The organism is Kitasatospora purpeofusca (assembly GCF_042691725.1).
Taxonomy (GTDB): Bacteria; Actinomycetota; Actinomycetes; order Streptomycetales; family Streptomycetaceae; genus Kitasatospora; species Kitasatospora purpeofusca_B.
Map to the genome: position 1 here is coordinate 3,490,261 of NZ_CP170483.1, position 25,756 is coordinate 3,516,016.

Annotated in this window: 24 protein-coding genes and 1 riboswitch; of the genes, 7 read left to right on the forward strand and 17 right to left on the reverse strand. The window is 71.8% G+C overall.

Going from position 1 to position 25,756, the window contains the following annotated elements; translation table 11 throughout:
* Window positions 1-21 precede the first annotated feature (21 nt).
* From ACFCLZ_RS14595 to ACFCLZ_RS14620, 6 genes are all read right to left on the reverse strand, one after another.
* On the reverse strand, window positions 22-711 hold the full coding sequence (locus ACFCLZ_RS14595; protein ID WP_380285315.1) for an SDR family oxidoreductase: 690 nt from the start codon (window positions 709-711) through the stop codon (window positions 22-24).
* Between the two features lie 13 nt (window positions 712-724).
* Window positions 725-1,249: a TIGR00730 family Rossman fold protein gene (locus tag ACFCLZ_RS14600; RefSeq protein ID WP_380285316.1), complete on the reverse strand. Its 525-nt coding sequence runs from the start codon at window positions 1,247-1,249 to the stop codon at window positions 725-727.
* Between the two features lie 52 nt (window positions 1,250-1,301).
* Window positions 1,302-1,859, reverse strand: coding sequence for a Uma2 family endonuclease (locus ACFCLZ_RS14605; RefSeq protein ID WP_380285317.1), 558 nt, complete (start codon window positions 1,857-1,859; stop codon window positions 1,302-1,304).
* Between the two features lie 28 nt (window positions 1,860-1,887).
* Window positions 1,888-2,352, reverse strand: a complete 465-nt coding sequence (locus ACFCLZ_RS14610) for an NUDIX hydrolase (protein ID WP_380286168.1) — start codon at window positions 2,350-2,352, stop codon at window positions 1,888-1,890.
* A 229-nt stretch (window positions 2,353-2,581) separates the two neighbouring features.
* Window positions 2,582-3,721: a tRNA 2-thiouridine(34) synthase MnmA gene (gene mnmA / locus ACFCLZ_RS14615; protein WP_380285318.1), complete on the reverse strand. Its 1,140-nt coding sequence runs from the start codon at window positions 3,719-3,721 to the stop codon at window positions 2,582-2,584.
* Window positions 3,722-3,783: 62 nt separating this feature from the next.
* The gene (locus tag ACFCLZ_RS14620) at window positions 3,784-4,965 is read right to left on the reverse strand and encodes a cysteine desulfurase family protein (RefSeq protein ID WP_380285319.1); all 1,182 of its coding nucleotides are present in this window, start codon (window positions 4,963-4,965) and stop codon (window positions 3,784-3,786) included.
* Window positions 4,966-5,186: 221 nt separating this feature from the next.
* Between ACFCLZ_RS14620 and ACFCLZ_RS14625 the strand changes: the two genes are divergently transcribed.
* Window positions 5,187-5,942 (forward strand): IclR family transcriptional regulator, encoded by a 756-nt coding sequence (locus tag ACFCLZ_RS14625; RefSeq protein WP_380285320.1) that lies wholly within the window; start codon window positions 5,187-5,189, stop codon window positions 5,940-5,942.
* On the opposite strand, the gene ACFCLZ_RS14630 is transcribed toward ACFCLZ_RS14625, so the two are convergent.
* Entirely contained in the window at window positions 5,878-6,537 is a 660-nt protein-coding gene (locus ACFCLZ_RS14630) for a trimeric intracellular cation channel family protein (protein ID WP_380285321.1), read from the reverse strand. The two genes, ACFCLZ_RS14625 and ACFCLZ_RS14630, sit on opposite strands and share 65 nt — an antisense overlap.
* A gap of 159 nt (window positions 6,538-6,696) precedes the next feature.
* Between ACFCLZ_RS14630 and ACFCLZ_RS14635 the strand changes: the two genes are divergently transcribed.
* Window positions 6,697-8,106, forward strand: coding sequence for an acyltransferase family protein (locus ACFCLZ_RS14635; RefSeq protein ID WP_380285322.1), 1,410 nt, complete (start codon window positions 6,697-6,699; stop codon window positions 8,104-8,106).
* Between the two features lie 76 nt (window positions 8,107-8,182).
* Here ACFCLZ_RS14635 and ACFCLZ_RS14640 read toward each other — a convergent pair whose 3' ends face one another.
* From ACFCLZ_RS14640 to ACFCLZ_RS14670, 7 genes are all read right to left on the reverse strand, one after another.
* On the reverse strand, window positions 8,183-9,286 hold the full coding sequence (locus tag ACFCLZ_RS14640; RefSeq protein WP_380286169.1) for an ABC transporter ATP-binding protein: 1,104 nt from the start codon (window positions 9,284-9,286) through the stop codon (window positions 8,183-8,185).
* Between the two features lie 67 nt (window positions 9,287-9,353).
* The gene (locus ACFCLZ_RS14645) at window positions 9,354-10,424 is read right to left on the reverse strand and encodes an ABC transporter ATP-binding protein (protein WP_380285323.1); all 1,071 of its coding nucleotides are present in this window, start codon (window positions 10,422-10,424) and stop codon (window positions 9,354-9,356) included.
* Complete coding sequence (locus tag ACFCLZ_RS14650; protein WP_380285324.1) at window positions 10,421-11,431, reverse strand: ABC transporter permease; 1,011 nt, start codon at window positions 11,429-11,431, stop codon at window positions 10,421-10,423. The genes ACFCLZ_RS14645 and ACFCLZ_RS14650 overlap by 4 nt, the downstream gene beginning before the upstream one ends.
* Before the next feature lie 98 nt (window positions 11,432-11,529).
* On the reverse strand, window positions 11,530-13,314 hold the full coding sequence (locus ACFCLZ_RS14655; RefSeq protein WP_380285325.1) for an ABC transporter substrate-binding protein: 1,785 nt from the start codon (window positions 13,312-13,314) through the stop codon (window positions 11,530-11,532).
* Window positions 13,315-13,370: 56 nt separating this feature from the next.
* Complete coding sequence (locus ACFCLZ_RS14660; RefSeq protein WP_380285326.1) at window positions 13,371-14,360, reverse strand: ABC transporter permease; 990 nt, start codon at window positions 14,358-14,360, stop codon at window positions 13,371-13,373.
* A gap of 481 nt (window positions 14,361-14,841) precedes the next feature.
* Complete coding sequence (locus tag ACFCLZ_RS14665; protein ID WP_380285327.1) at window positions 14,842-15,789, reverse strand: enhanced serine sensitivity protein SseB C-terminal domain-containing protein; 948 nt, start codon at window positions 15,787-15,789, stop codon at window positions 14,842-14,844.
* A gap of 173 nt (window positions 15,790-15,962) precedes the next feature.
* Window positions 15,963-16,754: an enhanced serine sensitivity protein SseB gene (locus ACFCLZ_RS14670; RefSeq protein WP_380285328.1), complete on the reverse strand. Its 792-nt coding sequence runs from the start codon at window positions 16,752-16,754 to the stop codon at window positions 15,963-15,965.
* 200 nt (window positions 16,755-16,954) lie between these two features.
* A riboswitch (glycine riboswitch) is annotated at window positions 16,955-17,061 on the forward strand.
* Window positions 17,062-17,278: 217 nt separating this feature from the next.
* Between ACFCLZ_RS14670 and gcvT the strand changes: the two genes are divergently transcribed.
* The 5 genes from gcvT (at window position 17,279) to ACFCLZ_RS14695 (ending at window position 22,632) form a co-directional block, all read left to right on the forward strand.
* Window positions 17,279-18,400, forward strand: coding sequence for a glycine cleavage system aminomethyltransferase GcvT (gcvT, locus tag ACFCLZ_RS14675; protein ID WP_380285329.1), 1,122 nt, complete (start codon window positions 17,279-17,281; stop codon window positions 18,398-18,400).
* Between the two features lie 88 nt (window positions 18,401-18,488).
* Window positions 18,489-18,872 carry a glycine cleavage system protein GcvH gene (gene gcvH / locus ACFCLZ_RS14680; protein WP_380285330.1) on the forward strand — a complete coding sequence of 128 codons (384 nt, stop codon included), beginning with the start codon at window positions 18,489-18,491 and terminating at the stop codon, window positions 18,870-18,872.
* 126 nt (window positions 18,873-18,998) lie between these two features.
* Complete coding sequence (gene glyA, locus ACFCLZ_RS14685; RefSeq protein ID WP_380285331.1) at window positions 18,999-20,267, forward strand: serine hydroxymethyltransferase; 1,269 nt, start codon at window positions 18,999-19,001, stop codon at window positions 20,265-20,267.
* Window positions 20,268-20,453: 186 nt separating this feature from the next.
* Window positions 20,454-21,821: an L-serine ammonia-lyase gene (locus tag ACFCLZ_RS14690; protein WP_380285332.1), complete on the forward strand. Its 1,368-nt coding sequence runs from the start codon at window positions 20,454-20,456 to the stop codon at window positions 21,819-21,821.
* Between the two features lie 232 nt (window positions 21,822-22,053).
* Window positions 22,054-22,632 (forward strand): CAP family protein, encoded by a 579-nt coding sequence (locus ACFCLZ_RS14695; RefSeq protein ID WP_380285333.1) that lies wholly within the window; start codon window positions 22,054-22,056, stop codon window positions 22,630-22,632.
* 223 nt (window positions 22,633-22,855) lie between these two features.
* On the opposite strand, the gene ACFCLZ_RS14700 is transcribed toward ACFCLZ_RS14695, so the two are convergent.
* From ACFCLZ_RS14700 to ACFCLZ_RS14710, 3 genes are all read right to left on the reverse strand, one after another.
* On the reverse strand, window positions 22,856-23,323 hold the full coding sequence (locus ACFCLZ_RS14700; protein WP_380285334.1) for a VOC family protein: 468 nt from the start codon (window positions 23,321-23,323) through the stop codon (window positions 22,856-22,858).
* Between the two features lie 463 nt (window positions 23,324-23,786).
* The gene (locus tag ACFCLZ_RS14705) at window positions 23,787-24,284 is read right to left on the reverse strand and encodes an ATP-binding protein (protein WP_380285335.1); all 498 of its coding nucleotides are present in this window, start codon (window positions 24,282-24,284) and stop codon (window positions 23,787-23,789) included.
* A 178-nt stretch (window positions 24,285-24,462) separates the two neighbouring features.
* Entirely contained in the window at window positions 24,463-25,719 is a 1,257-nt protein-coding gene (locus ACFCLZ_RS14710) for an Ig-like domain-containing protein (protein ID WP_380285336.1), read from the reverse strand.
* Window positions 25,720-25,756 lie beyond the last annotated feature (37 nt).

Genomic DNA, 25,756 nt, shown 5'->3' on the forward strand with positions numbered 1-25,756 from the left:
TAGTGCGCCGCCACCGCGCCTCTAGCGCCCCGGGCGGACGGTGATGTCGGTGATCTCCGCGTCGCGCGAGGCGTCCAGCGCCGCCAGGACGGCCTTGGCCACCGATTCCGGCTCGATCCACTGACCGGCGTCGTACGCCCTGCCCTCCTGCTGGTGCACCTTGACCTGCATCGCGGTGGCGGTGCGGCCCGGGTACACCGAGGTGACCCGCACGCCGTTGCCGTGCTCCTCCAGCCGCAGCGCGTCGGCGAGGGCCTTCAGCCCGTGCTTGCTCGCCGCGTACGCCGACCACTCGGCGCTCGCCCGCAGGCCGGCGCCGGAGTTCACGAACACCACGTGCCCCTTCACCAGCCGCACCGAGGGCAGCAGCAGCCGGGTCAGCTCGGCGGGGGCGACCAGGTTGACGTTCAGGGTCTCCTGCCAGGCCTTGACCGGCAGGTCGCCGACCGGGCCCAGCTCGACCACGCCGGCCACGTGCAGCAGCGAGTCCAGCTCGACCGGCAGCGCCTGGTGCCCGAAGGCCCAGGACAGCTTGGCCGGGTCGCCGAGGTCGCCGACCAGGGTCTTCGCGCCGGGGAACCGCTCGCGCAGCTCGGCGGCGCGACGGGCGTCGCGGGCCAGCAGCCAGAGCTCGTCGCCGCGCGCGGCGAGACGTTCGGCGAGGACGGCGCCGATGCCGGAGCCGGCGCCGGTGATCAGATGAGTGGCCATGGTCCCGATCCTCTCAGGCCTTCAGCTGCTCGAAGACCTGGGCCGGGGTGTCGGCGAAGGCGATCAGCTCGGCCAGCGGGCGCGGGAGGAAGCCCTCCGCGTCCATCCGCTCCAGCTGGGTGCGCAGGCCCGCGTAGAAGCCCTCGGTGTCCAGCACGACCACCGGCTTGTCGTGCAGCCCGTGCTTCTTGAGCTCCAGCACCTCGGTGACCTCGTCCAGCGTCCCGAGCCCGCCGACCAGCACCACGACCGCGTCCGCGCGCGACAGCAGCATCGCCTTCCGCTCGGCGAGATCGGCGGTGACGACCAGCTCGTCGGCCCCCTCGTACGCCTTGTGCCGCAGGAACTCGACGGAGATCCCGACCAGCTGCCCGCCGGCCGCCTTCACCCCGTCCGCCAGCTCGCCCATCAGGCCGGTGTCGGACCCGCCCCACACCAGCGTGTGACCCCCCTCACCGAGGAGCCGGGCGAACTCGGCGGCGGGGGCGGAGTAACGCTCGTCGAGCGAGGCGGCGGAGCAGAAAACACAGATATTCATAGTGGAATCCGGTCTATCACGGCCCGACACCCTCGTTCACCACCTTTGATCCTCAGTCCTTGTACGCCACGAGCGCCGCCAGGCCCAACGTGAAGCCGAAAGGCTCCGGGATGTGGATCTCGTCACCGAACCTCCGGTCGCTGCGGGTGTGGTACCGGTCGTGGTCCGGCTCGGAGAACAGCGTCACCGTCCGGTCGCGCGGGTCCACGATCAAGTACAGCGGGATGCGCATCACGGCGTAGTCGTGCAGCTTGTCCATCCAGTCGTTGCCCGGATTGGAGGGCGAGACGATCTCCACCACGATCAGCGCTTCGGCCGCCGGCACCCGGTTGCCCGGCCCGGAGAGGACGTCCACCGGCAGGTAGGTGAGGTCCGGCTCACGTCCCTTGGACACGTCCGGGCTGACGATCCTGGTGCGTTCACTGGGAAGGCACCCGTCAGGGGCGTGCCGCTCGAACTGCCCGCGCAGCAACGCGAGGTTGAGCTGATGAACGTTCGGCGGCGACGCCTGCATGATCAGCACGTCCCCGGACCACTCGATCCGAACGCCGTCGGGGGCGATCCGCTCCAGTTCCTCGATGAAGTCGCGGTGCCGCTCGTAGAAGCTCATACCGCGCCCTCCATGCGGCTCGCGACCGTCAGCCAAGCAGATGCCGCCCGTCATGGGCCCGCACGACCGGTACGGCGTTGTCCCGGAGCGCGTCCAGCACACGCACCGCATACACCTCGGCCATACGGTCGGAGACCTCGCCCGGTGTGAGCCAGTCGACGGCGGTCGACTCCTCCGAGAGCCGCTCGATCCCGCTCTCCGGTCGGCAACGGAAGACCAAGGCGACGATTCCGCGGCTCACGTTCTTGTAGACGCCGGTCAGCCGCTCCACGCCGACCTTGATCCCGGTCTCCTCGAACACCTCGCGCCGCACGCCGTCCTCAACGGCCTCCGTCGTCTCCAGCACTCCACCCGGCGGCTCCCAGGTCCCGTTGTCGGCCCGCCGGATCGCCAGCACCCGGCCGTCCTCCCGCACCACCACCCCTGCGACGGACACCGAGTGGAGCGGCGTTGACTCGGCGTTCCTGGCGCCGTTACTCATGTGCAGGAGAATAGGAGCCTTGAAGGACCATGGCGAATGGTGACGTGGTCTCGTCGGCCACAGCGAAGTATTTGCAGATCGCGGCCGATCCCCGCGCGAGACTGAGGAGCAATCACCTTCCGCAACCTGTCGCGGAATTCTCCCGCGACAGGTTGACTCATGCACAGGAGTCAACCGCTCCCGATGAACGCCGCCCGCGCCGCCGGGCCGGCGGCGCGGGCGGTGACAACCGACCCCGTTCTCAGACGGTGACGGCCGGGCGCTGTGTGGTCGCGATGGTGGCGGAGCCGACGACGCGGGGGCCGTCGTAGAGGACGACGGCCTGGCCGGGGGCGATGCCGCGGGCAGGGGTGTCGAGGGTGACGTGGAGGGTGTCGTCGACGACCGAGGCGGAGACGGGCACCTCCTCGCCGTGGGCGCGGAGCTGGGCGGTGTAGCGGCCGTCGGCGAGCGGCTCGGTGCCGCACCAGCGCGGGCGGATCGCGGTCAGGCCGGTGACGTCCAGGCCCTCGACCGGGCCGACCGTCACGGTGTTGTTCACCGGGGAGATGTCGAGCACGTAGCGCGGCTTGCCGTCGGCGGCCGGGCGGCCGATCCGCAGGCCCTTGCGCTGGCCGATGGTGAAGCCGTACGCGCCGTCGTGCTCACCGAGCTTGGCGCCGTCGACGTCCAGGATGTCGCCGGTCGCGGTGCCCAGGTGCTTGGCCAGGAAGCCCTGGGTGTCGCCGTCCGCGATGAAGCAGATGTCGTGCGAGTCCGGCTTCTTGGCGACGGCCAGGCCGCGCCGCCCGGCCTCCTCGCGGATGACGTCCTTGGTGGTGTCGCCGAGCGGGAAGAGCGAGTGGGCGAGCTGCTCGGCGTCCAGCACGCCGAGCACGTAGGACTGGTCCTTGGCGGCGTCCACGGCGCGGTGCAGCTCGCGCGAGCCGTCCGGCAGGTCGACGATCCGGGCGTAGTGGCCGGTGCAGACGGCGTCGAAGCCCAGCGCGATCGCCTTGTCCAGCAGGGCGGCGAACTTGATCTTCTCGTTGCAGCGCAGGCACGGGTTGGGCGTGCGGCCGGCCGCGTACTCGGCGACGAAGTCGTCGATGACGTCCTCGCGGAAGCGCTCGGCGAGGTCCCAGACGTAGAACGGGATGCCGATCACGTCGGCGGCGCGGCGCGCGTCCCGGGAGTCCTCGATGGTGCAGCAGCCGCGCGCGCCGGTCCGGAAGGACTGCGGGTTGCTGGAGAGCGCCAGGTGCACGCCGGTCACCTCGTGGCCCGCTTCGACGGCGCGGGCGGCGGCGACGGCGGAGTCCACCCCGCCGGACATCGCGGCGAGCACGCGCAGGCGGCCGGTGGCGGACGGAGCGGTCGGGGCACCCGGGAAGTCAGTCATGATGCATCCAAGCGTACGGGGTGCCGCCCGGCATTCCGCCGGGGTTTCCCGGCGGCCCCCACTCAGCGCCGGACGGCCGCCAGGCCCGCGTTGCGGGCGCGCTGGACGGCCGGGGCGATGGCCTCGGCGAGGGTGGTCACGTCGGCCCGGGTGGAGGTGTGGCCGAGCGAGAAGCGCAGCGAGGCACGGGCCAGCAGCGGATCGACGCCCATCGCCAGCAGCACGTGGCTGGGCTGCGGGACACCGGCCGAGCAGGCCGAGCCGGTGGAGCACTCGATGCCCTGGGCATCGAGCAGCATCAGCAGGGCGTCGCCCTCGCAGCCGGGGAAGGAGAAGTGCGCGTTGGCCGGCAGCCGCCCCTCCCCCGCCGGGTCGCCGTTGAGCACCGCGTCCGGGACGGCGCCCAGCACCGACGCGACCAGTTTGTCGCGGAGCGCGCCCAGCGTGACGGCGTGCTCCGCGCGCCGCTCGACGGCGACGGCCGCCGCGGCGGCGAAACCGGCGGCGCCGGGCGCGTCCAGGGTGCCGGAGCGGACATCGCGCTCCTGGCCGCCGCCGTGCAGCAGCGGCACGGGCGTCGCCCCGCGCGACAGCAGCAGCGCGCCGATGCCGAACGGGCCGCCGATCTTGTGGCCGGTGACGGTGAGCGCGGTGAGCCCGGAGTCGGCGAAGGAGACCGGGACCTGGCCCAGCGCCTGCACCGCGTCGGCGTGCATCGGGATGCCGTACTCGGCGGCCACGGCGGCGAGTTCGGTGACCGGCTGGACGGTGCCGACCTCGTTGTTGGCCCACATGACGGTGACCAGCGCGACCGAGGCCGGGTCGCGCTCGATCGCCTCGCGCAGCGCCGCCGGATGGACCCGGCCGAGCGCGTCCACCGGCAGGTAGTCGACGACGGCGCCCTCGTGCTCGGCGAGCCAGTGCATCGCGTCCAGCACCGCGTGGTGCTCGACCGGGCTGCACAGCACCCGGGTACGGGCCGGATCGGCGCCGCGGCGGGCCCAGTACAGGCCCTTGACGGCCAGGTTGTCGGACTCGGTGCCGCCGCCGGTCAGGACGATCTCGCTGGGCCGGGCGCCGAGCGACTCGGCCAGCGACTCGCGGGCCTCCTCGACCACACGGCGGGCCCGGCGGCCGGCCGCGTGCAGGGAGGAAGCGTTGCCGACGACCCCCAGGTGCGCCGTCATCGCGGCGATCGCCTCGGGCAGCATCGGCGTGGTCGCCGCATGGTCCAGGTATGGCATAACCATCCGATTGTAGAGGGCCCCCGGCTCGCACCGGACCGGCCCGGGCGGGCGTGACCCCTTGCGCCGCACCGATCCGGCCACCGGACACGGCGCACCGCGGCGCTGCCCCTCCGGGCAACCCGGTACGGGGCGCGGCCCGCGAGCGGTTAGCCTGGCGGCCAACGCGACCGGACCGGAACCAGGCGTTCCCGACCGGGAACCAGGAGTCAGGGGATGGCATGTCGCAGTCGGTCGATCGCGCCCTGACCCTGCTCGGGTCGCTCGACGACGGCCCGGTCACCCTGGAACAGGCCGCCACCTCGATCGGTGTGCACAAGTCCACCGCGCTGCGCCTGCTGCGCACGCTGGAGGAGCACGGCTTCGTCCACCGGCTGTCCGACCGGCGCTACCGGCTGGGCGGCCGGGTGCTGTCGCTGGCGCAGGCGGCCCTGCGGGAGATCGACGTCCGCCAGGTCGCGGCGCCGTACCTGGCCTCGCTGCACGAGCGCTGCGGCTGCACGGTGCAGCTGGCGGTGCTGCAGGACGACGAGGTGCTGTACCTGGACGAGCTGACCGGGCGGTGGAGCGCCGCCGCGGGCCGGCCGACCCGGATCGGGCGGCGGGCGCCGGCCGCCGGGACGGCGATCGGCCGGGTGCTGCTGGCCGGGCTGGCGCAGGACGGCCGGGCGGCGGAGGAGCTGTCGGCCGACCTGGCGGCGGTGCGCCGGCGGGGCTGGGCGGCGGAGTCGGCCGAGCACCCGGAGGCGGTGACCTGCGTGGCGGCGCCGGTGGCGGGCAGCGACCGGCGGGCGGTCGCGGCGTGCGCGATCTCGGCGCCGACGGACCGGGTGTCGCCGGCCGAGCTGGTGAAGCTGGTGCCCGAGCTGCTCTGCACGGCGGAGGCGATCTCGCTGGCGTACGGCGGCTCCCCTACTCCTCGCTGGTGCGAGAACCGTTGCGGTGCCAGGCCCGCGGTGCGCGCCAGCCGTACCTGAGGGCGAGCATCCGCAGGCCGAACGCGGTGAGCGCGGCGGCGGTGCCGGTGGCGGCGGTGAGGCTGTCGAGGGCGATCAGGACGGCGACCAGCGCGGCGCCGACCAGGGCGGGCACCGCGTAGATCTCGCGGTCCCAGCGGAGCAGCGAGGGGATCTCGCCGGCCAGGACGTCGCGCATCACGCCGCCCCCGGCGGCGGTCACCATGCCGAGGGCGACGGAGGAGACGGCGCCGAGGCCGAAGTCGTGCGCCTTGGCGGTGCCGGTGACGCAGAACAGGCCGAGACCGAGCGCGTCGAGGGTCTGCACGGCGCGGTTGATCCGTTCGACCTCGGGGTGCAGGAAGAAGACGACCAGGGCGGCGATCATCGGGGTGACGAAGTAGCCCAGGTTGGTGAAGGCGGCGACCGGGGTGGCGCCGATCACGAGGTCGCGCATGACTCCGCCGCCGAGCGCGGTGACCTCGGCCAGCACGCAGATGCCGAAGATGTCCATGTTCTTGCGGACGGCGAGCAGCCCCCCGGAGAGGGCGAAGACGAAGATGCCGACGAGGTCCAGCGACTGCTGCACGTCGGTGGGGAAGATCTGGGAGGTCACCGTCCCTGTTGTACCCGACGTCCGGGGTCACCCCCGCGCTCCGGGCACGGGGAGGCGCGCGCGGGAGAATGGTCACGGTACGGGAAAGAAGCGCCCCCCCGGGAACATTTGCCCGCCTTCGAACAATCGGTTCGGCGCGGTTTCGGCTAGCCTCCGCCTGTGAAGCTGATCGAACGCGTATCCAGGAAACGCACCGGCCGCCGGTCGGCCGGGGGCGCCCCCACCACCCCCGCCGCGTCGCGGCTCGCCTGGCTCGACGCGCTGCGCGGGATCGCCGCCCTCTCGGTGGCGGTGTACCACTTCGCGCTGCCGTTCTACTGGGTGCCGCACGGCACCAAGGTGCCGTACTACCTGGACCCGGGCATCTTCGGCGTCATGCTGTTCTTCCTGGTCAGCGGGTACATCATCCCGGCGTCGCTGGAGCGGCGCGGCGACGTCCGCGGGTTCTGGGCGGGTCGGTTCTTCCGGATCCTCCCCGTGGTGATCCTCACCGTGGTCGGCAGCCTGCTGATCCTGCCCCGCCAGTACTCGGTGGTGAACCCCTGGTCCTACGAGCACCCGCTGCTGTCGCTCGTCGCCAGCGGCACGATGCTGCAGGACATGACGGGCGTGGCGAACGTCATCGGGGTGATGTGGACGCTCACCTACGAGATGATCTTCTACTACTTCGCGACGGCCCTGTTCGTCGTCGGGTGGCACCGCAAGAGCGCGCCGATCGCTATCGGCTTCGCGGCCTTCGCCGTCGTCCTCGGTGCGTGGCTGTCGCTGGGCACCATCACCAAGGACCTGCAGTCGACCCGGCACCTGGTGGCCGCCACCACCCTGGTGGTCGTCATGGCGATGGCCTGCATCGCCACCGCGCGCCCGGAGCTGGTCCGCTGGGGCGGCGTCATGCTCGGCGGCCTCGGGCTGACGCTGGTCCTCCTCAACGGGCGGTCCACCGCCTTCGAGACCATGATGATCTTCGCCACGATGTTCGCCGGCACCGTCCTCTACCGGCTGGAGCACGGGCAGATCGAGCGGCTGCCCGCGATCCTGTGCTGCACCTTCGTGGCGGCCGCGGGCTTCCTCTCCGGCTACCTCTACAACCGCGGCCCGGCCCTGTGGCGGACGTGGAGCAGCTCGTGGATGTCGTTCTCCTACGCCTACATCGCGGCCTGGGCGGTGTTCGTGATCTGCATGCTGCTGCGCAAGCGCCGCTTCCCGCGCTGGCTCAGCTGGCTGGGCGCCATCAGCTACTCGGTCTACCTGCTGCACAACCCGCTGATCCACGCCATGAACTGGATGCTGGAGGGCCACGCGCCGATCGTCAGCTGGAAGGACCGCGGCATCCAGCTCGTCGCCTTCACGGCGGCGATGCTGATCCTCAGCTACGCCAGCTACCGGCTGATCGAGATCCCGTTCCAGAACCTCGGCCGCAAGGTCATGAAGGCCGTGAACCGCCGCTTCCCGGCGCCCGCCGCGCCGCAGCCGGCCGTCGTCGGCCAGACCCGGCCGGCCGAGGCGCCCGGCGGCGTGGCTGCGGCCGGGGCCGCGCCGGAGCCGGTGCTGTCCGGCAACCGCGACTGACGCCCCCTCGCGCACACGAGTCCGCCCGCCCCGGTGCACCGGGGCGGGCGGACTCTTTCGTTCCCGCGGACGGGCGCTACGCGGCTCCGGTGCCGCTGCGCTCGCTGCCCTGGCTGCCCGCGTTGCCCGCGTTGCCCTCAGGGCCGTGCTGGTCGTTCCCCTCGCTTCGCTCGGGGAAGTGACAGGCCACCTGGTGCCCCGCCGTCGCCGCCGTCAACAACGGCTCCTGACTCGCGCAGATCTCCTGGGCCTTCCAGCAGCGGGTGCGGAAGCGGCAGCCGCTGGGCGGGTTGATCGGCGAGGGAACGTCGCCCTTGAGCAGGATCCGCTCGCGCCCGGCGCGCTGCCGGCGGCGTGGGTCGGGCACCGGCACGGCGGACATCAGCGCCGTGGTGTACGGGTGCAGCGGGCTGCGGTAGAGCGAGTCCCGGTCGGCGATCTCGACGATCTTGCCGAGGTACATCACCGCGACCCGGTCGGAGACGTGCCGGACCACCGAGAGGTCGTGCGCGATAATCAGGTAGGTCAGGCCGAGCTCCCGCTGGAGGTCGTCGAGCAGGTTGACCACCTGGGCCTGGATGGAGACGTCGAGCGCGGAGACCGGCTCGTCCGCGACGATCATCTTGGGCCGCAGGGCGAGCGCCCGGGCGATGCCGATGCGCTGGCGCTGGCCGCCGGAGAACTCGTGCGGGTAGCGGTTGTAGTGCTCGGGGCTGAGCCCGCACAGCTCCAGCAGCTCCTGGACGGCCTTCTTGACCCCGCCCGCGGGCTCCGCCTTCTGCAGCCTGAACGGCGCGCCGACGATGGTGCCGACGGTGTGCCGGGGGTTCAGCGAGGAGTACGGGTCCTGGAAGATCATCTGGATGTCGCGGCGCAGCGGCCGCATCGCCCCGACGCCCAGGTGGGTGATGTCGGTGCCCTCGAACTCGACCGTCCCGCCGGTGGGTTCGTCGAGCCGGGTGACCAGTCGGCCCATCGTCGACTTGCCGCAGCCGGACTCGCCGACGACGCCCAGGGTCTCGCCGGCGTTGACCGTGAAGTCGATGCCGTCGACCGCCCGGACGGCGCCGGTCTGGCGCCGCAGCAGGCCGCTGTGGATCGGGAAGTGCCGGGTCAGACCGCTCACCTTGAGCAGCGGCTGCCGGTCCGAGGCGGGCGCCGGTGCGGGCACCTTCTTCATGGGTTCGGGGCCCGCCGCCTGAGTGTCCGTCATCGGTTCTCTCCAGAAAGGTGGTACGAGGCCGGGCTCACAGCCGGGGCGCGATCTCTTCGGCGAAGATGCGGTGCCGCTCGGCGAGCGCGAGGTGGCAGGCGGCGTGGTGTCCGGGCGCGACCTCGGTGAGCTTCGGGGTCTCCTCGGTGGAGCGCCCGCCGGTCAGCCCGGCGTAGGGGCAGCGCGGGTGGAAGGCGCAGCCGGACGGCACGTTGATCAGGCTGGGCGGGGTGCCCTTGACCGGGACCAGGCGGTCCTGCAGTTCGCGGTCGAGGCGCGGCATCGAACCCAGCAGGCCCCAGGTGTAGGGGTGCTCGGGCGCGTCGAAGAGGGTCTCGGCCGGGCCGCGCTCGACGCACTTGCCGCCGTACATCACGAGGATGTCGTCGGCGAGCTCGGCGACCACCCCGAGGTCGTGGGTGATGATGATGACGGCCGAGCCGAACTCCTCCTGGAGGTCCCGGATGAGGTCCAGGATCTGTGCCTGGACGGTGACGTCCAGGGCGGTGGTGGGCTCGTCGGCGATCAGCAGCGACGGGTCGTTGACCAGCGCCATGGCGATCATGGCGCGCTGGCGCATGCCGCCGGAGAACTGGTGCGGGTAGTCGTCGACCCGGCGGTCGGGCTGCGGGATGCCGACCCGGTCGAGCATCTCGACGGCTCGGGCCCGGGCCTGCTTCTTGCTCGCCTGCGGGTGGTGCACCCGGTAGGCCTCGACGATCTGCTGCCCCACCGTGTAGTAGGGGTGCATCGCGGTCAGCGGGTCCTGGAAGATCATCGCCATCTGCCGGCCGCGCAGCTGGCGGACCCGGTCCGGTCCGGCCGCGATGAGCTCCTCGCCGTCCAGCCGGATCTCGCCGCTGATCCGGGCCCGCTTGGAGCGGTGCAGGCCCATGATGCCGAGCGAGGTGACGGACTTGCCGGAGCCGGACTCGCCGACGATGCCGAGGGTGCGGCCCTTGGCGAGGTCGAAGCTGACCCCGTCGACGGAGCGGACCAGGCCGTCGTCGGTGTCGAAGTGGATCCGCAGGTCCCGCACGGAGAGGAAGGCGTCCTCGCCGCCCGGGGCGGCCGCGCGGGCCGGGGTCTTCTGGAGCTCGGTCACGACAGCCTCACCCGGGGGTCGACAGCGGCGTACAGGAGGTCAACCACGAGGTTGCACAGGACGATGAAGAAGGCCGCGAGCAGGGTGACGCCGAGGATCTTCGGGAGGTCGTTGTCGGAGATCGCCTGGACGGCGAACTGGCCGACGCCTTGGAGCGAGAAGACCTGCTCGGTGATCAGCGCGCCGCCGAGCAGCAGCCCGAGGTCCATGCCGAAGATGGTGACGATCGGGGTGAGCGCGGCCCGCAGCCCGTGCCGGGTGACGACCTTGGACTCGGCCAGGCCCTTGGCCCGGGCGGTGCGGATGTAGTCCTCGCTCATCGTCTCCAGCATTCCGGCGCGGGTGAGCCGGGCGTAGAGCGCGGAGTAGAGGAAGGCCAGCGAGATCCACGGGAGGATCAGGTTGCGGGCCCACATCAGCGGGTTGTCGGTGAAGTCGACGTACTGGAGGTTGTCCAGGATCGGCCACTCGTAGCTGAACACCGTGAGCAGCAGCGCGCCGGTGAAGAAGACCGGCAGCGAGACGCCGGCGAGCGCGATGCCCATGGAGAGCCGGTCGAAGATCGAGCGCGGCTTGAGCGCGGAGATGACACCGGTGGTGACGCCGGAGGTCAGCCAGATCACGGCGGCGCCGATCGCCAGCGAGATGGTCACCGGTACCCGCTTGATCAGCTCGGGCCAGACCTCCAGGTGGTTCTTGAAGGAGTAGCCGAAGCAGGGCACGTGGCAGGTGGCCGGTTCCGGGCCGAACTTGTACTCGGCGCCGCTGACCAGCGCCTTGAGGAAGTTCCAGTACTGCGTGTACAGCGGCTGGTCGAGGCCGAGGTTCTGCTTGACCGCCTGGATCGCCTCGGGGGAGGGGTTCTTCCCGATGTACTGGGTGGCCAGCTGGTCGACCGTCTCACCGGCGACGCGCGGGAGCAGGAAGAAGATCGCGAAGGTGACCGCGCTGACGACCAGCAGCAGCACCACGGCCGCGAGGATCCTGCGGATGATGTAGGCAAACACAGTTGGTCGGCTCCGGCCGCCCGCCGCCGTCCGGGGTCCTCCGGACGGCGGCGGGCGCCGCTGCCTTCACCTGCCTTCAGGGATGCGGAGCCAGGCTCTTACTTGGTGGTGCCGATGTTCAGGTAGTCGTACTCACCCGAGAAGGCCGGCGTGGACGCGAGGTTGGTGGCGTTGTCCGGGCGGTACAGGAAGACCTTGAAGTCGGTCAGCGGGACGTAGACCGCCTGCTCCATGACCTTCTTGTCGATGTCGCCGTAGATCTTCTCGCGGGCCGCCCGGTCCGGGTTGGTGGCGGCATCGTCGAGCAGCTTGTTGACCGCGGGGTCGTTCAGCGAGGCCAGGTTGCTGTTGCCGGAGGCCTTGATCGCGCGGCCGTCGACGATCTGCTGCAGGAAGCCGTAGCCGGTCGGCCAGTCGGCGCCCCACTGCATCATCATCAGGCCGATGTTGTGCTCCTTGGCGAACGCCGGGGCGCCCGCGCTGTCGGCCAGGTACTTGCCCTGCGGGTACTGCTGGATCTCGGCGTTGATGCCGACCTTCTTCAGCGCGGCCTGGATCGAGGTGGCGGCGGCGACCTCGGTGGCGCGCTCGGTGCGGGCGGAGAGCACGGTGCTGATGCTGTCCTTGCCGCAGGCCTTCAGCGCTTCCTTGGCCTTGGCCTCGTCACCCTTGTTGTCCTTGGTCTCCCAGACGTTGAAGTCCTGGTGGCCCGGGATGTCCGGCGGGAGCACGGTGTTGGCGACCTGGCCGCGGATCGGGCCGCCGAGCGCGGTCTGCACCGAGACCTTGTCGACCGCGTACTGGACGGCCTTGCGGCACTCGATGTTGTCGAACGGCGCGACGTCGGTGTTGATCGCCATGTAGACCAGGCGGCCGCCGTAGGCGTTGTCGGTGTTGGCCTTCAGCTTCGGGTTCTGCAGGATCTGCGCCTGGGTCTGCGGGTCGACGCCGCCGCCCACCAGGTCGACCTGGGCGTTGCCGGCCAGCAGGTCCTTGTCGATGGTGGCCTGGTCGATGTTCATCCGGAGCACGATCTTGTCCGGCAGCTGCTTGCGGATCGGGTCGGTGCTCGGGTCCCAGTTGGTGTTCGGGACCAGGACGGCCTGCTTGCCGTCCTCGTAGGACTCGAACTTGAAGGAGCCGGAGGAGACGATCTTCTTGACGTACTCGGCGCCGGTGTCCTTGGCCTGCGGGACCGGGACCGTCTGCGGGGCGCTGACCAGGTAGTCGAAGTCGGCGAAGGCGTGCTTCAGGTGGAAGACGATCGTCGTGTCGTCGGGCGTCTCGATCGACTTCAGGTCGCCGGTCTTGTCCTTGTACGGGCCCGCGTACGGGGTGCCCTCGTTGTCGACCAGCAGCTCCTTGAAGTACGTCGGGCCGTTGGAGTTGACCTCCGGCGCGAAGTTGGAGCGCTCGACGGCGTACTTGACGTCCTTCGAGGTGATCGGGGTGCCGTCGTCGTACTTCAGGCCCGCGCGCAGCTTGTACGTCCAGGTCAGGCCGTCCGCGCTGACCTGGCCGAGCGACTCGGCGAGGTCCGGGACGAGCTTGTTGCCCGCCTCGCCGGCGCCCGGCTGGAAGGTGGTGAGCGGACGACCGTACAGGCGCGAGAAGTTGTAGATGTACGCGTAGTACGTGTTGCCCGGGTCGAGCGAGTCCGGGGTGCCCTTCATCTCGAAGGTGACCGTCCCGCCCTTCTTGTCCGAGGCGTTGACGATGCCCTTGGTGGCCGCGTTGGCCCCGGAGCCGCCGGCGGCCTCGGTGCTGCTGCCGGTGGCGGTGGACTTGGCGTCGTCGCTCTTCTTGCTCGACGAGCAGCCGGTGACGACCAGGACCGCGGCGGCGGCCATGGCGGTCAGCGCGACGGTGCGGGACCTACGCATGGGTGAGATCAACCCCTTGAGGAAGTGGTGGCTGAACGAGGGATCCTGACGGTTTGTCAGTTGCTCTTGGGATCGAGGGCGTCACGCAGCCCGTCGCCGAGCAGGTTGAAGGCGAGCACGGTGAGGAAGATCGCCAGACCGGGGACCACCATGTACTGGGGGTCCACCTGGTAGTACCGGATCGCGTCCTGGAGCATCCCGCCCCAGGAGGCCTGCGGGGGCTGGATGCCGACGCCGAGGAAGCTCAGGCCGGCCTCGAAGAGGATGTTGGTCGGGATCAGCAGGGTCGAGTAGACCAGGATCGGACCGACCAGGTTGGGCAGCAGTTCCTTGAACAGGATGAACGGCCCCCGGGCGCCCAGGCTGCGGGCCGCGTAGACGAACTCGCGCTCGCGCAGCGAGAGGGTCTGTCCGCGCACGATCCGGCCGATGTAGGGCCAGTTGAAGAAGCCGATCACGAAGATCAGCACCAGGATGTGCAGCGGCAGGCCGTGCAGGCCGAACGCGCCGCCCTGCAGCGACGTGGAGATCGCGATGGCGAAGAGCAGCAGCGGGAAGGCGAGGAAGACGTCCATCACCCGGCTGATCAGGGTGTCCACCCAGCCGCCGTAGTAGCCGGCCATGATGCCGAGCACGGTGCCGATGGTGTTGGACAGCACGGTCGCGCCGAAGGCGACCAGCAGGGAGACCCAGGAACCCTCGATGACGCGGGTGAGCAGGTCACGGCCCTGCAGCGGGTCGACGCCGAGCGGGTGGTCCCAGCTCATGCCGCCCCAGTCGCCGAACGGCAGGCCGCCGAGGTCGGCGTCCAGCAGGTCCTGGTTGAGGGCGTCGGGGTCCAGCCCGAAGACCGACTCGATCGGCTTGGCCAGCACGGCGAGCAGGATCAGCAGGATCACCACGATGCCGCCGGCGACGGCGGCCTTGTCCCGCTTGAAGCGGGTCCAGGCGATCTGGCCGAGCGAGCGGCCCTCGATCTTCTTGGCCGGGCTCGCGGCGGCGTCAGCCTCCGGAGCGTTGCCGGCGGTCTTGATGGGTGCGGTCATGGTCAGTTCGGTCCCCTCGCCGACGGTGGCCGGCCCACGGGTGCCGGACGCCGGGATCGGCGGCTCGGCTGGTGCGGACGTGCTTGGGTGCGGACGTGCAAAGGTGCAGGTACGGGTGCGGGGGTGTTCCCAGCGGTACGACGTGCTCAGTACTGCTGCCACGCGGGATGAGCGTCACGTGGATCATGCGGTCCGCCGGCGCGTTCGCCTTTGTGAGGCGCCAACCACGCGCTGCGGGCTGTTGCAGAACTCTCTGCCATCCGAACTGGCTTGCGCCAGCCCTGCCAACCGACAGATGCCCAACTGTGATCTGTCCGCATGCACCTCCCGGATCTTCGGCATATCCCTCTTCACACAGCTGTAACAGCCATGTCAAGATGTCTGCCACCCACTCCGCGGAGAACGTCCGGAAAAACGCCGAAACCGGCCTGACATCATGTCAAGCCGGTTCCACCGGTGGATATTTGGCGTGTTTGGGCAGTCAGCGACCGGGGTAGCCGGGCCAGGGCTGCTGCGGCGGGGGCTGCTGCCCCGGCCAGCCCTGCGCCGGCGGCTGCGTGCCGTAGCCGAAGCCCTGCCCGTGGGCCGGACCCTGCTGCGAGGCGTACGGCGGCGGGGGCACCGGCGGGTACGGACCCGTCGGCGGACGGCCGTGCCCGGCCGCCTCCCGGTCGTAGAACGGGCGCGCGTTGGCCCGCATCCACAGCGCCACCGGGTCGTACTCGTCCGCCATCGCCACCGTCGAGACCGCGAGCCCCTCCGGCGCGACCGCGATCGCCCGCTGCATCAGCGCCCGCACGGCCTCCACGGTCGGCGGCGAACTCTCGTACAGGTCCAGGCCGATGGCCAGGTACGGTTCGCCCACCGACGGCCGCACCCAGGCCCGGCGCAGCGCCTTCACCGCACGCACCTCGACCGCCTGCCGCTCCAGCAGCGCGAAGAACTGCTGCGCCGGCACCTGCGGCTCGCTCAGCCTCAGCGGCCCGGCCGGCAGCCGGTCCAGGCCCGCCGCGACCCGGCGCAGGTCCGCCCACGGCACGCCCACCCCGCCGCCCGGGGCGTGCGGGTTCAGCCACAGGCCCCACCGGGTGCGGTACAACGAGGCCGCGATCTCCCGGCCGGAGATCACCTCGTGCGCCCGCGCCCAGCCGGACGCCGCCAACTGCTCGGGCGAGGTGACGGCCGGGGCGTACCCGTGGCCGCTGATCTCCATGTTCCCGTACTGGGCGTCCGCACTGCCCGGCATGCCGTGCCAGAGCAGCATCCAGACCCGGCCCTCCTCGAGCGCGTGCAGCATCGTCTCGTAGGCCTCGTAGCGCTCCGGCGCCACCTCGCGCAGCGCGCGCTCCAGCGCGCCCGGATCCGGGCGTCCGGTGGGCGCCTGGCCCCAGGGCCCCGGTGCACCGCCAGCTACCGATCCCGCACTCATGCGCCCACCTCGCTGCGCTTCTTCGTTCCTCGTCCGTCACCGGCGGCCCGGCGGCCGTCAGCACGCACCCTATGGGGCGGTTGCCGACCACCGCCACGCCGACGTGCCAGGGTCCCACCGCCGCCCCGCCCGAACCCGCCCGGCGGGTGCCGGACGGACGGCCGGAATCCGGATCAGCCCCGTACGTAGAAGGGCGCGACCCGGTTCACCAACCAGTCGACCACCGGATCGTCCGCGAGGTCGAGCAGTACGAGGTGGACGCCGCCGGGCAGCGGCGCGGTTCCCAGCGCTCGCCCCAATGCTTCGTTCACCGCACCCGGGTCGGCCGGGGCCAGCGGGTCCAGCTGGACGCCCACGAACATCACGGTCGGCTCGCCCTCGACGCTCGCCAGCGCCCGCCGCGCGGTCAGCACCCCCGGCAGCGCCGCGAGTTCGCCGCGGCAGGCGGCCAGGAACGCCTCCGGGTCCTCCCCCGGCACCGGCTCGCGCAGCGCCACCCGGCCGCCGCCGGGGGCGTCCGGCGCGTCCGGGGCGGTCTCCCAGCGGTCCTCGCGCGGCCCGCGGCGCAGCTCGGCCACGCCCTCCGGCGGCACCGGGATGCCCACCGCCGCCTCGGGGTTGACGGCGATGCCCACGCCCAGCGGCAGACCGCGGGCGAACTCCCAGACCGGCGCGACCGCGAACGGCATCCCCGGCGCCTGCCGGAGGAAGACCTCCTGCGAGGAGAACACCGGGACATAGGGGTCGCCGGCCAGTTCGATGACCGGCAGGTCCAACGACTGCCCCTGCGGGTCCCCGCCCGACGGCAGCGGGATCCACACCTGGCTGCGCGCCAGCACCTCGATCACCCGGGGGGTCGCGCCGGGGTCGCCGAGCGCGGCGGTGAGCACCTGCTCCAGCTCGTTGGCCGGCCACCCGCCGCCCGGCGGCGCCGAGTCCGCCCCGTCCCACCCCTGCTGTTCCACCGGGTACCCCATGCGCCGCCGTACCGTCCTCTGCTCGCCGATGCCCGCAGCCTAGCGTTCCGGCACCGCGCGCCGCCCCGCCCCGGGCCGCCGGGCCCGCGTGACGCAGCCCCCTCTCCCCTCATGGCCGAGGACGTGCCATGATGTGCCCGTCTGCGGTGGCATCCACCCCAGGCCCCGCCAACTCCATACCGGCCGCTCGAACCCGCGCGGGAGAGTCCGGAGTGCCCCGTCCAGGAGGCACAGCCGGCGCCGAAGGAGCAAGTCCTCCCCGGAATCTCTCAGGCACCCCTACCGCGCGGGCTAGGCACATCTGGAAAGCGGCGCACGGCCCTGCCGTCCGCCCACCCACGGTGCAAGCCGCCATGCTGTCCCCTACAGGGCAGTGGACGGTGAAGCTCTCAGGTTCGACGACAGATGGGGAGACCCAGCCGCCGCATGCCCGCGCGCAGGGTCCGCCGCCCCGAGCAGGGCCGGTCCCGGCGCGCGCACCCCTGAGTGCCCCGACCGAGGAGTTCCTGGCCATGTCGTCCCTCCGCCTCACCGCGCTCGACGCGCTGCACCGCGCCCTCGGCGCCACCATGACCGACTTCGCCGGCTGGGACATGCCGCTGCGCTACGGCAGCGAGCGCGAGGAGCACCTCGCCGTCCGCACCAAGGCGGGCCTGTTCGACCTCTCCCACATGGGCGAGATCACCGTCACCGGCCCGCAGGCCGGCGAGATGCTGGACCACGCCCTGGTCGGCTTCGTCTCCGCGCTCGGCGTGCTGCGCGCCCGCTACACCATGATCTGCGCCGAGGACGGCGGCATCCTGGACGACCTGATCGTCTACCGCCTGCGCGAGGACGCCTTCCTGGTCGTCGCCAACGCCTCCAACGCCCAGCTGGTGCTGGACGAGCTGATCGCCCGTGCCAAGGGCTACAACGCCGTCGTCTCCGACGACCGCGACGCCTACGCGCTGATCGCCGTCCAGGGCCCGGAGTCCACCGCGATCCTGGCCGAGACCACCGAGGCCGACCTGCCCGGCCTGAAGTACTACGCGATCCTCCCGGCCCAGGTGGCCGGCCGCGACGTGCTGCTCGCCCGCACCGGCTACACCGGCGAGGACGGCTTCGAGATCTTCTGCAACCCGGGCGACGCCGAGCAGATCTGGCAGGCGCTGACCGGGGCCGGCGCCGACCGCGGCCTGATCCCCTGCGGCCTGTCCTGCCGCGACACGCTGCGCCTGGAGGCCGGCATGCCGCTGTACGGCCACGAGCTGTCCACCGGGCTGACCCCGTTCGACGCGGGCCTGGGCCGGGTCGTCCGCTTCGACAAGACCACCAACGAGGGCGCCTTCGTCGGCCGCAAGGCCCTGGAGCGGGCCGCCGCCGAGGCCGAGGCCAACCCGCCGCGGGTGCTGGTCGGCCTGGTCTCCGAGGGCAAGCGCGTGCCGCGCGCCGAGTACTCCGTGGTCTCCGCCGACGGCGAGCCGATCGGCCGGATCACCTCCGGCGCGCCCTCCCCCACCCTGGAGAAGCCGATCGCGATGGCCTACGTGGACGCGGCCCACGCCACCCCCGGCTCCACCGTCGCGGTGGACGTGCGCGGCAAGCACGAGCCGGTCCAGGTCGTCGCGCTGCCGTTCTACAAGCGCGCCCGCTGACCCCTCCCCCAGCTGTTTTCCCAGGCGAGGCACGTCCGCGCGCCGGGCCGCTTCGTCGTACCCGCTTCCCATCCTGGAGAATGACGCCATGAGCAACCCCCAGCACCTGCAGTACACCGAGGAGCACGAGTGGCTGACCGCCGCCGGCGCCGACGGTGTGTCCACGATCGGCATCACCCAGCACGCCGCCGACGCCCTCGGTGACATCGTCTACGTGGAGCTCCCCGAGGTCGGTTCCACCGTGACCGCCGGCGAGACCTGTGGCGAGCTGGAGTCGACCAAGTCGGTCAGCGACCTGTTCTCGCCGGTGACCGGTGAGGTCACCGAGGTCAACGAGGACGTCAAGAACGACAACGGCCTGGTCAACAGCGAGCCGTTCGAGGGTGGCTGGCTGTTCAAGGTCCGCGTCGAGTCGACCGGCGCCGTGCTGACCGCCGACGAGTACACCGCGCTCACCAACCCCTCGGCCTGAGCCACCGCCGGGGCGGCCGCAGCGCGGCGGCCGCCCCGCACTCGGCCCACCCGTCGCCCGCCGCCACCCTTCCGACGACGCGCGAGGCGCGGCCCCTCCTGCCTCTCCTCCCGGGAAGACCCCACCATGACGGTTCTGAACCAGTCCCTGCACGCCCTCGACCCGGAGATCGCCGCCGCGGTCGACGCCGAGCTGCACCGCCAGCAGACCACCCTGGAGATGATCGCCTCCGAGAACTTCGCCCCGGTGGCGGTCATGGAGGCCCAGGGCTCGGTCCTGACCAACAAGTACGCCGAGGGCTACCCCGGCCGCCGCTACTACGGCGGCTGCGAGCACGTCGACGTGGTCGAGCAGATCGCGATCGACCGGATCAAGGCCCTGTTCGGCGCCGAGCACGCCAACGTCCAGCCGCACTCCGGCGCGCAGGCCAACGCCGCCGCGATGTTCGCGCTGATCAAGCCGGGCGACACCATCCTGGGCCTGAACCTGGCCCACGGCGGTCACCTGACCCACGGCATGAAGATCAACTTCTCCGGCAAGCTCTACAACGTGGTGCCGTACCACGTGAACGACAAGAGCGGCCGGGTCGACATGGAGGAGGTCGAGCGCCTCGCCAAGGAGCACCAGCCGCAGCTGATCATCGCCGGCTGGTCCGCCTACCCGCGCCAGCTCGACTTCGCCGAGTTCCGCCGGATCGCCGACGAGGTCGGCGCGCTGCTGATGGTCGACATGGCCCACTTCGCCGGCCTGGTCGCCGCGGGCCTGCACCCCAACCCGGTGCCGTTCGCGGACGTGGTCACCACCACCACCCACAAGACCCTGGGCGGCCCGCGCGGCGGCGTCATCCTCTCCAAGGCCGAGCACGCCAAGAAGATCAACTCCGCGGTCTTCCCCGGCCAGCAGGGCGGCCCGCTGGAGCACGTCATCGCCGGCAAGGCCGTCGCCTTCAAGGTCGCCGCCTCGGAGGAGTTCAAGGAGCGCCAGCAGCGCACCCTGGACGGTGCCCGGATCCTCGCCGAGCGCCTGCTGCAGGACGACGTCACCGAGGCCGGCGTCTCCGTGCTGTCCGGCGGCACCGACGTCCACCTCGTCCTGGTCGACCTGCGCAACAGCCAGCTCGACGGCCAGCAGGCCGAGGACCGCCTGCACGAGGTCGGCATCACCGTCAACCGCAACGCCATCCCGAACGACCCGCGCCCGCCGATGGTCACCTCCGGCCTGCGGATCGGCACCCCGGCGCTCGCCACCCGCGGCTTCCGGGCCGAGGACTTCCGCGAGGTCGCCGACATCATCGCCCAGGCCCTGAAGCCGGCCTTCGACGAGGGCACCGCCGAGGCGCTCAAGGCCCGGGTCACCGCCCTGGCCGAGAAGTACCCGCTCTACCCGAACCTGTAAGTCCCGCCGTTCGGCTGCGGGTGACCGGGCTCACCCCGCCCGGACACCGGGGATTCCGGGGCACCGCGCACACTGGAGAGTGCACGCGGTGCCCCGTCCCGTGTCAGCCGCCCGACCGAACCTCCGCCACCGCCGTCCTCCCTCCCTGCCGGCACCATCCACGAGACCAGACAAGGACGTCCCTCCGTGGCCATCAGCGTCTTCGACCTCTTCTCCATCGGCATCGGCCCGTCCAGCTCCCACACCGTCGGCCCGATGCGCGCCGCCCGGATGTTCGCCCGCCGCCTGAAGTCGGAGGGCCTGCTGACCGAGGTGACGGCCGTCCGCGCCGAGCTGTACGGCTCGCTGGGCGCCACCGGCCACGGCCACGGCACCCCCAAGGCGGTGCTGCTGGGCCTGGAGAACGCCTCCCCGCGCACCGTCGACGTCGACCAGGCCGACCGCGACGTCGAGCGGATCACCGCCGAGAAGCGGATCCACCTGCTCGGCGTCCACGCCATCGACTTCGACCCCGACACCCAGCTGGTGCTGCACCGGCGCCGCTCGCTGCCGTACCACGCCAACGGCATGACCCTGTGGGCCTACCGGGCCGACGGCTCCGCCGTGCTGGAGAAGACCTACTACTCGGTCGGCGGCGGCTTCGTCGTCGACGAGGACGCGATCGGCGCGGACCGGGTCAAGCCCGACGACACCGCGCTGAAGTACCCCTTCCGCACCGGCGAGGAGCTGCTGCGGCTCACCCGGGAGACCGGCCTGTCGATCTCCGGCCTGATGCTGGAGAACGAGAAGGCCTGGCGCACCGAGGAGGAGATCCGCGCCGGGCTGCTGGAGATCTGGCGGGTCATGCAGGAGTGCGTCCGGGCCGGCATGTCCCGCGAGGGCATACTCCCCGGCGGCCTCAAGGTGCGCCGTCGCGCCGCCGCGGCCGCCCGCGCGCTGCGCGCCGAGGGCATCGGCCCGGCCAACGCCATGGAGTGGGTGACCCTCTACGCGATGGCGGTCAACGAGGAGAACGCCTCCGGCCGCCGGGTGGTCACCGCCCCGACCAACGGCGCGGCCGGCATCATCCCCGCCGTCCTGCACTACTACCTGAACTTCATCCCGGGCGCCGACGAGGACGGCATCGTCCGCTTCCTGCTTACCGCGGGCGCCATCGGCATGCTCTTCAAGGAGAACGCCTCCATCTCCGGCGCCGAGGTCGGCTGCCAGGGCGAGGTCGGCTCCGCCTGCTCGATGGCCGCCGGCGGCCTCGCCGAGGTCCTCGGCGGCAGCCCGGAGCAGGTCGAGAACGCCGCCGAGATCGGCATCGAGCACAACCTCGGCCTCACCTGCGACCCGGTCGGCGGCCTGGTCCAGATCCCCTGCATCGAGCGCAACGGCATGGCCTCGGTCAAGGCCGTCACCGCCGCCCGGATGGCCCTGCGCGGCGACGGCCGCCACCACGTCTCCCTCGACAAGGCGATCAAGACCATGAAGGAGACCGGCGCCGACATGAAGATCAAGTACAAGGAGACCTCGCGCGGCGGCCTCGCCGTCAACGTCATCGAGTGCTGACCCCGCCCCGCCGACGCCCGCGCCCCCGCCCTCCCGGCGGGGGCGCGGCCGTTCCCGGGCTCGGCCCCCCGCCGCGGCCGCGGTCGGCCGGACTCCACGGCAGCCGGCACGGATGTGGCGACAGTCGCACTACTCACCCGCCCGGGTGAACCGCGCCCGGAGGACCCGCCCCCGGATCCGGACGGCTGTCAGGGTGGCCGGAACAACACCCCCACGAGCCCCCGGAGCGCGGATGAAGCACACCCGAACCGGTGTCCGCACCCTCACCACCCTGCTGCTGGCCGCCGCCCTGGCCGCGGTCGCCACCACCCCGGCCGCGGCCCGTGCCGCGCTGCCGGACGCCACCGACGCGGCCTTCGCCGACGACTGCCTGCGCGCCCACAACGAGTACCGCGCCCGGCACGGCGTCCCGGCGCTGACCCTGGACCCCGCCGTCCAGGACCACGCCAGGACCCGCGCCGCCCGGCTCTCGACCTACGAGCGGCTCTCCGGCGGCCACGCCGGCCTCGACCCCGCGTACGGCGAGAACCAGTCCTGGTTCGCCTCCACCGTCCCCGACAGGGCCGGCTGCCGCCGGGCCGTCGACGCCTGGTACGCGCAGGCCAAGGACTACGACTACGGCCGCCCCGGCTACTCCGCCGCCACCGGCCTGTTCACCCAGGTGGTCTGGAAGTCCTCCACCCGCCTCGGCTGCGCCCGCGCCTACGGCCGGGGCGACACCTGGTACGAGACGTACGTGGTCTGCGACTACGGCCCCCCGGGCAACGTCACCCCCGAGTACGCCGAGAACGTCCCCCGCCCGCGCACCTGATCAGCAGGCCGCCCGGTACCGGACGCCGGGCAGGTGGGTGCGCCACTCTGCCCGGTCCGCCCCCGCCTCCTGCGCGGACTCCCCTCGCCCGCAAGGCCCCTGACGTCACGCCGAACCTTCGTCCACGGCGGCCCGAGGAGCCTTGCGGACAGCGCCCCGACGGCGAAGACCGAGGCCATCGGCCCGGGCCTCCCCCCACGGGGGTGGGGAGGCCCGGGGCGGATCAACCGGCGGGCAGGCGGCGGCGGAGTTCGTCCGCCGAGAGGTCCTCCAGGTGGGTCAGGAAGATCCAGACATGGCCCGAGGGGTCCCGGAGCACGGCGGTGCGGTCGCCGTGGAACATGTCGGTCGGCGGCTGGAGGACCTCCGCACCGGCGGCCGCGGCCCGCTCGGCGAGGGCGTCGACGTCCGGCACGTAGACGTGCAGGGCGACGCTCGTCCCCCCGAGCGCGGACGGCGCGGCGAACGGCGCCCCGTCCCCTCCGGAGTCCCCCAGCATCAGCACGGACCGCCCGACGCTGATCTCCGCGTGCAGCACCCCGCCCCCGGGCGCGTCGATCCGGACGTCCTCCCGCGCCCCGAAGGCCCGTACGTAGAAGTCGATCGCCGACGCGGCGTCGCCGACCATGATGTGCGGGACGACGGCGTAGCGGTAGCGGTCGGGAACGACACTGTCGGCGGTGGCGGTCATGGCGGATCCCCCTCGATGGACGCCGCCGGCCGTTCGCCGGCGGTCTGGGGACGACCGTAGGAGCTGAAGCCGACTTCAGGTCAAGCCCGATCCGGAGCGAGAGGTCAGCCCGGCCGTCGGAGCCGCCATTTCGTGCCGATCATGAATAATCTCAGGCCGCAGCGTGAACCTATGCAAATTACCAAGGTGAACTAAGTTACAGACCTTGAAATCGAAGCCATCCGGTTTGCCCGCATGCTGAGATCCATGCGATAGTCGAGATGTCCAAGGGCGGACGCCGGCGACTGGCGCGCTCCTTGGGCGCGACAAGACTTCGGCCGACCCGACCTGGCACGGCCGACGCCCATCGCCCGGCACGCACCCCCTTGGCCGGCGCGATGACCTGCAGGGGCCCCCAGCCACCGGACCACGGTGAAATCGGGGGCCCCGCGTGTTTTCCCGGACGGACGGACGGCCCCGGGACTCAGGCCCGCTCGCGGACCTTCAGCTCGAACCAGACGCCCTTGCCGCGCGGCAGCAGGTCGGCGCCCCAGCGGTCCGCCAGGTCGTCCACCACCTGCAGCCCGCGCCCGCGCTCATTGGCCGGCAGCGGCTCCGCCACGATCATGCACGGCAGCGCCCGCGAGGAGTCCCGCACCTCCACCCGGACCCAGCCCGGCTTGCGCACCACGTGCAGTCCGATCGTCCGGCCGGCCGCGTGCCGCAGCGCATTGGCGACGAGTTCGCTGGTGAGTAACTCGCCGACCTCCAGATGCTGGTGCAGGTCCCAGTTCTCCAGGGCCGCGAGCACCAGTCTGCGCGCCAACGGGCCGGTCGCCGGCCGGGACGGCAACCGCACCTCGTGCGGCGCCTCCCGGTCGCACAGCTTCCCGGCGTACAGCTGCTCCAGCTCCTCGGAGCTGAGCCGCTCCAGGGCCGCGAGGGCGTCCTGGAACGGTGCCCACGACGCGTCAGCGACCAAGCTGGATCCCGGAAGTGATGACTGATCTGTTTCGCCCCAACCCGCCATGCGGTCCATCATTGCGGAACGCAAGCGGCCGCGTACGGACAATGAGCAAACGATCACCGAGTGTTTCGGCATATGCCGCGTGCAACCCGAACCCGCGTTCGGGCAGGTCCGGGTCACGACGCGTCGAGCGCTACCAGGTGGTCCAGTCGAGGTTCCAGCCGCTGAGGCCGTTGTCCGGCGCGACCCGGCCGCGCGTGGAGTTCTGCACGGTCACGACGTCCCCGATCAGCGAGCCGTCGTAGAACCGGCCCGCCGAGGTGCCCGAGCCGCCGCCCTTGGCGTCCTTCAGGCCCACGCAGCCGTGGCTGACGTTGTCCTCGCCGAAGGCGTTGCTCCAGTAGTTGCCGTGCACGTAGGTGCCCGAGTCGGTGAGCCGCATGGAGTGCGGCACCTGGAGGTCGTAGGGCTCGCCGGTCATCCCGGGCAGGGTGCTGGACTGCATCCGCACCACGCCCTCCTTGGACATGACGACCATGGTGCCGTTCCAGGTCGGGTGCTCGGGCGAGCCGGAGGTGATCTCGACGACCGAGCTCTGACCGCTCTGGACCACCGTCATCGTGTGCGCCTCGGCGTCAACCGTCGAGATCTGGGATCGCCCGATAGTGAAGGGCTCGTCCCGGTCGGTTCCCCCGTAGACGCCCGGGGCGATCTCCACGCTCTTCAGCCGGTACTGGACGGTGACCTTCGTCCCCGGGGTCCAGTACTTCTCGGGACGGAAGTCCAGCCGGCGGTTGCCGAACCAGTGGCCCCGCACCACCGTGCCGTCGCTGGTCTTGAAGGTGATGCCCTTCGCCACCGCCTCCTTGTTCTTCACGTCCTTGTCGAAGGAGACCGAGACGATCATGCCCACCCCGTAGGTGGCGTCGTCCTCGATGTTGTCGCTCGCCTTCGCCTCGTGCTCGGGGGTGAGCGTGGCGAAGCTGCTGTCCGCCGAGGCGACCACGCCGCCGGCGTCCGCCGCCAGCGCGCTCACCTGGTAGGCGGTGCCGACCGCGAGCGGGCCGGACGGGGTCCAGCTCGACCCGTCGGCGGCGATGGTGCCGGCCACCTCCTGGCCGGTTCGGTCGCTCACCTTGACGGTCGTGAGCCTGCCGCCGGAGACCGCGACCTTGAGCGTGCCGTCCGGGGCGACGTCCACCGCGCCGGTCTTCGGCTGGATGTCCACCACGGCCTGCGACACCTTGGGTGCGGCGCTCGTGGCGGGCGCGCCGGACGCCGTCGGGGCCGCGGCCGCCGGGGCCGACGCCGACGGGGCCCCCGCGGCCCCGCCCGCGCCCAGCTCCGCCTTGGCCGCGCCCCCGTTCCCGCCGCCTCCGCCGCAGGCACTGGTCAGCACCAGCGCGCCCCCGACCAGACCGGCGGCCACCGCCCTGCGTATCGACTTCACCGTCGACTCCCTCCCTCGTGTCCCGATGTCCGACAGA